Here is a 6,981-nt window from a genome sequence, read left to right as displayed (position 1 = left end):
TTGTGGAAAAAGAACGGTTTGGTTGGGAATGTAAGGACGAAAATGTAACTTTGCCATAACGAAAAACTTTATGCCTAAAGATACGAAAACTTTGGGTAATAACAAAGCCCGGGCTTGAGAAAGTCTGGGCTTTGCGCATAAAAAAAGGCTGTGTCAGCATTTTGACACAACCTCTTTCTTTTATATCGGAGATACTGTCTTACGCTTTCTTCAAAGCGGCAATACTTTCTCTCAGTGAGCTGATGATACTCTCCGCGTCCGCCTGTTTCTTGCGTTCCATTTCGATAACGGCAGCAGGAGCATTATTCACGAACTTCTCGTTACTCAGTTTCTTCAGAACGCCTTGCAGGAAGCCTTCCTTATGCTTCAATTCAGCTTCCATACGGGCTATTTCGGCTTCCACATCAATCATGTTGCCCAAAGGAACGGCAAATTCCGTTGTGCCTACCATGAAAGCGGCAGCGCCGTCGGCCTTAGCCTCAACTGCGGTTACGGCAGAAAGGTTGCACATCTTGATAATGACAGCATCGAAAGCAGCCACCGGGTTTTCACCGACAACCTGTAATTCCAACGGTTCTTTTTGGGCGATGTTCTTCTGCAAACGGATAGAACGTACATTACTGATAACCTCTTTCACCACCTCGAACTGCTGTACAAAAGCCTCGTCCACTTCCGTCGACATGGAGATAGGGCTTACCATAAGGCTTTCTCCATCCTTACGGTCGACGATGTGCTGCCACAACTCTTCGGTGATGAACGGCATGAACGGGTGCAGCAGATGCAACAGATTATCGAAGAAACCGATAGTCGTATCGTACACCTTCTTGTTGATGGGCTGTCCGTAAGCAGGCTTAATCATCTCCAGATACCAGGAAGAGAACTCATCCCAGAAGAGCTTGTACACCGCCATCAATGCTTCGCTCAAACGATACTTGCCGAACAGGTCTGCCAATTCGGCAGCCACGGCATTCTGTTTGGACTCGAACCAGCGCATAGCCAGTTCGGCAGCTTCCGGCACAGGCACTTCCTCACTCACTTCCCAGCCCTTAACCAGACGGAAAGCATTCCATATCTTATTGTTGAAGTTACGTCCCTGTTCGCAAAGCGCATCGTCAAAAAGGATGTCGTTGCCGGCAGGAGCCGAAAGCATCATACCCATACGCACACCATCGGCGCCGTAGCGGTCTATCAGGTCAAGCGGGTCGGGTGAATTGCCGAGCGATTTGGACATCTTGCGTCCCAGCTTGTCGCGGACAATACCCGTGAAGTAAACGTTCTTGAACGGCATCTTGCCTTCGTATTCATACCCTGCCATAATCATGCGCGCCACCCAGAAGAAGATAATATCCGGACCCGTTACCAGGTCGCTGGTAGGATAATAATAGTTGATTTCTTCGTTGCCCGGATTCAGGATACCGTCGAACAGGGAGATAGGCCACAACCAGGAAGAGAACCAGGTGTCGAGGCAATCCTCGTCCTGACGCAAATCCTCTATTTTAAGGGCAGGATTTCCGGTCTTTTCCTGTGCCAGCTTCAAGGCCTCTTCGGGAGTGGCTGCCACCACATATCCGCCTTCCGGCAGGAAGTAAGCGGGAATGCGGTGTCCCCACCACAACTGGCGGCTGATACACCAGTCCTTGATGTTCTCCAGCCAGTTCTTATAAGTGTTCTTATATTTGGCAGGGTAGAATTTCAAGTCATCATTCATCACCGGGGGCAAAGCCATATCGGCAAAGTGCTGCATCTTGAGGAACCATTGCATGGAGAGCTTCGGCTCGATTGCCACGTTGGTACGTTCGGAGAAACCGACCTTATTGGTATAGGCTTCCACCTTTTCCAGCAACCCGGCACCCTGCAGGTCTTTCTCAATCTGCTCGCGTACATCGAAGCGGTCCATACCTACGTACAGTCCGGCTGCTTCGCTCAGCGTACCGTTGTCGTTGAAGATGTCGATGGCGGGCAGGTTGTATTTCTCGCCCAGCATATAGTCGTTGACGTCGTGTGCAGGAGTTACCTTCAGACAGCCCGTACCGAACTCCACGTCTACATAATCATCCTGGATAACAGGAATAACGCGGTTCACCAACGGCACAATCACTTTCTTACCTTTCAGCCATTGGTTCTTCGGGTCGGCAGGGTTGATACACATCGCCGTATCACCCATGATTGTTTCGGGACGCGTAGTGGCTACCACGGCATAACGCTTGCCGGAAGCGTCGCGATGAACCACTTCGCCTTCAACTCCCGTCTCACCGGACATATCATCGTCGGCAACGTAATATTTCAGATAATACAGCTTGCTGTGCTCTTCCTTATAGATAACCTCTTCGTCGCTGAGGGCGGTGAGGGCTTTCGGGTCCCAGTTCACCATACGCACACCGCGATAAATCAGCCCCTTGTTGTAAAGGTCTACAAACACTTTAATCACGCTTTCACTGCGTTTCTCATCCATGGTGAAGGCAGTGCGGTCCCAATCGCAGGAAGCGCCCAGCTTACGGAGCTGTTTCAGGATGATGCCACCGTGCTCGTCCGTCCATTCCCAGGCATGCTTCAGGAATTCGTCGCGGGTAAGGTCTGTTTTCTTGATGCCCTGTGCGGCAAGCTTGTTCACAACCTTGGCTTCGGTGGCAATGGAAGCATGGTCCGTACCCGGAACCCAGCAGGCGTTCTTGCCTTCCATACGGGCACGGCGTACAAGGATATCTTGGATGGTATTATTAAGCATGTGTCCCATGTGGAGCACACCGGTGACGTTAGGGGGCGGAATGACGATGGTGTAGGGCTCACGACCATCGGGTTTAGAACTGAATAATTTGTGGTCTAACCAATACTGGTACCACTTTCCCTCTACGTCAGCGGGATTGTACTTACTTGCTAATTCCATGTTTCTAAAATCTATATTTTGTTATAATGGGCGCAAAATTAATAAATTAATAGCTTTATCCGGCAAAAGCAATGAAAAGAATTACATACCTTTGCTTTACAAATGATGATTTTATACGGAGTTGCCGTAACAAGCACCCGGTGCCGCTTCGGCTTCGGCTACCGAAACCGGAAGTTTCCACGCAAGGAAACAGGAGTATACACGCAGGGAAACGACAGTGTCTACGTAAGGAAACAGCAGTTTCCACGCAAGGGAACAGCAGTTTCCACGTAAGGAAACCGGAGTATCCACCGCTTGAAACTCCCGTTCCCAAAGGGAGAAACGACAGCACCGAAAGCAGGAAACCGGCACGGGCCCCAAAAAGAAGAATAGAATGAAGCGTAGCATAACAACAGCAGGAGTGAGATTCAGAGGCAATTCATTACTTTTGATATTTTTTTTGTTGCTCGTATTGTGCGTGCAGACAGTGCCCGGTTTGGGAGATGCCTACGCCATGTACGTATACCCGTCCATCGCCCGGGCACTTTCGTCCTTCTCCCGGCTTGTACCTTTCGCCATCGGCGACCTGTTCATTGCGCTAAGTATCGCCGGCGTACTTCTCTACCCTGTTTACGCACGCTGCATCCGCAAACAGAAATGGAACCGTATCCTGCTGAAAGATGTAAAGTATCTTCTATGGGTGTACGTATGGTTCTATCTGGCATGGGGACTGAATTACTCGCAAAAAAACTTTTACGAGCGGACGCACATTCCTTACACAGCCTATACTCCTGATAACTTTCGGAGTTTTACGGACGGCTACATCGAGAATCTGAACAGCTCTTACACCGATATTACGTCGGTCGAAAAAGAGCTGGTCTGCCGTGAAAGCGTACGGGTCTATAATCAAATCGGTGACTCCTTAGGCGTTCACCGCCCCTTCCATCAAACGCCCCGCGCAAAGACGATGCTATTCACCCCACTGATTTCCATGGTAGGCGTCACCGGCAGCATGGGACCTTTCTTCTGCGAGTTCACCCTGAACGGTGACTTGCTCCCCTCGCAATATCCGGCTACTTACGCCCACGAGTTTGCCCACTTATTGGGTATCACCAGCGAGGCGGAAGCCAATTTCTATGCCTATCAGGTATGTACACACTCGCAAGTGCAGGCCATCCGCTTCAGCGGTTACCTTTCCGTACTGCCGCATGTCCTGAACAACGCCCGCCGGCTCATGGCTGAAGAGGGATACGCGCAGCTCTTCCGGCGCATACGTCCGGAGATTATCGGACTGGCAAAGAAGAACAGCGAGTACTGGATGAAGAAGTACAATCCTGTAATCGGCCGCATTCAGGACCGGATATACGACTTATACCTGAAAGGAAACAAGATAGAAAGCGGACGGAAAAACTACTCGGAAGTGGTAGGTCTGCTGATTTCGTATGAGGAATGGAAGAAAAACAGTATCTTTGCGTCAATAATGTTTAATTAAAAAAATAACTCATGCAACATACAAGAAAGGAACAGATGGAAGCCTTCGGCCGCTTCCTCGACATACTCGACGAACTGCGTGTGAAATGTCCCTGGGACAAGAAGCAGACCAACGAAAGCCTGCGTCCCAATACCATTGAAGAGACTTATGAACTATGCGATGCCCTGATGCGCGACGACAAGCAGGACATCTGCAAAGAGTTGGGAGACGTGCTGCTCCACGTGGCTTTCTATGCCAAGATAGGTTCGGAAACCGGCGATTTCGACATAAAGGATGTATGCGACCGCTTATGTGAAAAGCTTATCTTCCGCCATCCCCACGTATTCGGTGATGTGAAAGCGGAGACTGCCGGACAGGTATCCGAAAACTGGGAACAATTGAAACTCAAGGAAAAAGGGGGCAACAAAACGGTGTTGAGCGGTGTGCCCGCCGCCCTGCCCTCACTCATCAAGGCATACCGCATTCAGGACAAAGCCCGCAACGTGGGTTTCGACTGGGAAGAACGGGAACAGGTGTGGGATAAAGTAAAAGAAGAAATCGGAGAATTCCAAGCCGAAGTGGCCCGCATGGACAAGCAGAAAGCAGAAGAGGAATTCGGTGACGTAATGTTCAGCCTTATCAATGCCGCACGCCTGTATAAAATAAATCCGGACAATGCACTGGAGCATACCAACCAGAAGTTTATCCGCCGCTTCAACTATGTGGAAGCACATAGCATCAAGGAAGGCAGAAACCTGCACGACATGACGCTGGAAGAAATGGATAAATTATGGGAAGAAGCCAAAGCATTGGAAAAGAAAGGAAACTGAAATTCACTTACTATCTGTTTCTTTTCAGGCACGGAATTACACGGATTTATTTTATCTTTTTCCGTGAAATCCGTGTAATTCCGCGCCTGAAAGAAATCATCAAGTGTATTTGAACACTCTCCTTTTAAATATTAAAGTTACAACCTGTAACTTTTCAGAACAGTCATTTTAGTTTTGACGCACCCGCACAATTTTCAATCCGGGCATATATCCTTTTTCATTTCTTGCCCGGCTGGGGTTTCGGCGTTTTATCTTTGTTGTCATTATGCCGCATCCCTTTCAATAATTCCCGGTGGAAACGCATCTCGGCTTTCTGCACCAGATAAAGTTTCTTGGCAGACAATATCTTCTTGAACTTCGCAAAATAAGTCTTGTCCAAACGGTCGGCAGCGATACGGGCATCGTACACGCCTTCCATAATCACATCATATTGGGCTTCGGTGGTCTTTTCGTCCTTTCCCTGACGAATCAGACTCCACGCCTTGTCATTCTGCTCTTTTTTCTTGTCCTGCAATTCAAAATAAAGAGGAAAGAACCTGGCTGCCTCTTCCTTGGTCAATCCGGCTTTTTCTGTGATATATGCTTTTTGTCTGGCACGGAACTCAGCAGGCGACAAACGTTGGTTGCATCCGTCCGCTGCCCACAATACGGGTGCCAGACTGCACATCATTACTAATAAAACAATCAGCTTTTTCATTTCTTTTTTCAATCGGTTAAAGTTCTCTACGGCTTATTCGGCATCGGAATCGGCCAGATATACATACAATGAGTAGTCGTCAAGCATGGAGTTATCCACCGCCATGTTGATATATTCCATTTCGGTTTCCGTTTCGTCGGCAGCCATGCGGTCGGTTGCAGCCGGCGTACGGTCAGAGGAAGCCACGCGGATAATCAATGCCGCACCTACAAACATAGCTGCCATATAGGTCCAGGGTTTCACCCTCTCCCACATCGTAGGCTCTTTCTGTTCGAAGGCAAGTTTCTCCTTTTCGGGCAGACGGTTCATCAGCTCCGAAGTGAAATTCTCAAAATATCCTTCGGGAACACGGAAAGCATTCTCCGTCCCTACTTTCTTGAGTATGTTGTCTTCTTCTTTCATAAGCTCTTCTCCTTTCTGTTTGGTTAGACTTTTTTTCACGTTAAAGGTTTAATCTTCTTCTCCCAATATCTTCTCTATTTTTTTTATGGCATGGTGGTAGGACGCTTTCAAAGCCCCCACCGAAGTACCGAAAATATCGGACATCTGCTCGTATTTCATTTCCTGGTAGTACTTCAGGTTGAACACCATGCGTTGCTTTTCGGGCAAGGTGAGCAACGCTTTCTGCAAGGCCATCTGAGCTTTGTCGCCCGAAAAGTAAGGATCGCTCTCCAGCTTCTGAAGGGTGTCGGCTTCGGGAGCGTCCAACGACACGGTGCTCGCCGCCCGCTGTTTGTTCAGGAAAGTAAGGCATTCGTTCAGGGCGATGCGGTAGAGCCAGGTGGAGAGTTTGGCCTCTGCCCGGAAATAATCGATATTGAGCCATGCCTTGACGAAGGTATTCTGAAGCAAGTCGTTGGCATCCTCATGCGAAAGCACCATGCGCCGGATTTGCCAGTATAACTGCTCGCTGTATTGCGCCACAATCATCTCAAATCCCCGCTTCTGCGTACTCTCTTCCTGAAGAAGCGCCAGCACTTCGCGTTCGTTATAAGAAGGGTTCATATAGTCTATTCACATTTATATCTTTTCTCTACGCAAAGATAGAAAATTAAAAACGAAAAGCCATCCGCAAGAGGCAAAAAGCCCGGCAGGCACAAAAGCATATTGCCGATTCGTT

At 48.8% G+C, this 6,981-nt stretch carries 7 protein-coding genes; 2 read left to right on the top strand and 5 right to left on the bottom strand.

What is annotated here, in order from left to right; all coding sequences use genetic code 11:
* Positions 1-199 precede the first annotated feature (199 nt).
* Both H8S52_RS14730 and H8S52_RS14725 read right to left on the bottom strand, forming a co-directional pair.
* On the bottom strand, positions 200-2,884 hold the full coding sequence (locus tag H8S52_RS14730; protein ID WP_186910112.1) for a valine--tRNA ligase: 2,685 nt from the start codon (positions 2,882-2,884) through the stop codon (positions 200-202).
* A 111-nt stretch (positions 2,885-2,995) separates the two neighbouring features.
* Positions 2,996-3,271, bottom strand: a complete 276-nt coding sequence (locus H8S52_RS14725) for a hypothetical protein (RefSeq protein WP_040316299.1) — start codon at positions 3,269-3,271, stop codon at positions 2,996-2,998.
* On the opposite strand from H8S52_RS14725, the gene H8S52_RS14720 reads away from it, so the two are divergent.
* On the top strand, positions 3,258-4,355 hold the full coding sequence (locus tag H8S52_RS14720) for a DUF3810 domain-containing protein (RefSeq protein WP_186910111.1): 1,098 nt from the start codon (positions 3,258-3,260) through the stop codon (positions 4,353-4,355). The two genes, H8S52_RS14725 and H8S52_RS14720, sit on opposite strands and share 14 nt — an antisense overlap.
* 11 nt (positions 4,356-4,366) lie before the next feature.
* Positions 4,367-5,164, top strand: a complete 798-nt coding sequence (gene mazG / locus H8S52_RS14715) for a nucleoside triphosphate pyrophosphohydrolase (RefSeq protein ID WP_005657821.1) — start codon at positions 4,367-4,369, stop codon at positions 5,162-5,164.
* A gap of 217 nt (positions 5,165-5,381) precedes the next feature.
* Here mazG and H8S52_RS14710 read toward each other — a convergent pair whose 3' ends face one another.
* The 3 genes from H8S52_RS14710 to H8S52_RS14700 are packed head-to-tail and all read right to left on the bottom strand — an operon-like array spanning position 5,382 to position 6,866.
* Positions 5,382-5,861: a hypothetical protein gene (locus H8S52_RS14710; RefSeq protein ID WP_186910110.1), complete on the bottom strand. Its 480-nt coding sequence runs from the start codon at positions 5,859-5,861 to the stop codon at positions 5,382-5,384.
* 33 nt (positions 5,862-5,894) lie between these two features.
* Positions 5,895-6,263 carry a hypothetical protein gene (locus H8S52_RS14705; RefSeq protein WP_186910113.1) on the bottom strand — a complete coding sequence of 123 codons (369 nt, stop codon included), beginning with the start codon at positions 6,261-6,263 and terminating at the stop codon, positions 5,895-5,897.
* Between the two features lie 48 nt (positions 6,264-6,311).
* Positions 6,312-6,866: an RNA polymerase sigma factor gene (locus H8S52_RS14700; protein WP_186910109.1), complete on the bottom strand. Its 555-nt coding sequence runs from the start codon at positions 6,864-6,866 to the stop codon at positions 6,312-6,314.
* Positions 6,867-6,981: the final 115 nt, after the last annotated feature.

This window comes from Bacteroides sp. NSJ-48 (assembly GCF_014287405.1).
GTDB lineage: Bacteria > Bacteroidota > Bacteroidia > Bacteroidales > Bacteroidaceae > Bacteroides > Bacteroides stercoris.
Note: the sequence above shows the minus strand (reverse complement) of the source record. Positions and strands in the feature narration are given on the sequence as shown.

Bases quoted from the DNA above. Each gene is read 5' to 3' on its own strand.
- H8S52_RS14700 (WP_186910109.1), bottom strand. From the start codon at position 6,866: ATGAACCCTTCTTATAACGAACGCGAAGTGCTGGCGCTTCTTCAGGAA.
- H8S52_RS14720 (WP_186910111.1), top strand. From the start codon at position 3,258: ATGAAGCGTAGCATAACAACAGCAGGAGTGAGATTCAGAGGCAATTCA.
- mazG (WP_005657821.1), top strand. From the start codon at position 4,367: ATGCAACATACAAGAAAGGAACAGATGGAAGCCTTCGGCCGCTTCCTC.
- H8S52_RS14725 (WP_040316299.1), bottom strand. From the start codon at position 3,271: ATGCTACGCTTCATTCTATTCTTCTTTTTGGGGCCCGTGCCGGTTTCC.
- H8S52_RS14730 (WP_186910112.1), bottom strand. From the start codon at position 2,884: ATGGAATTAGCAAGTAAGTACAATCCCGCTGACGTAGAGGGAAAGTGG.
- H8S52_RS14710 (WP_186910110.1), bottom strand. From the start codon at position 5,861: ATGAAAAAGCTGATTGTTTTATTAGTAATGATGTGCAGTCTGGCACCC.
- H8S52_RS14705 (WP_186910113.1), bottom strand. From the start codon at position 6,263: ATGAAAGAAGAAGACAACATACTCAAGAAAGTAGGGACGGAGAATGCT.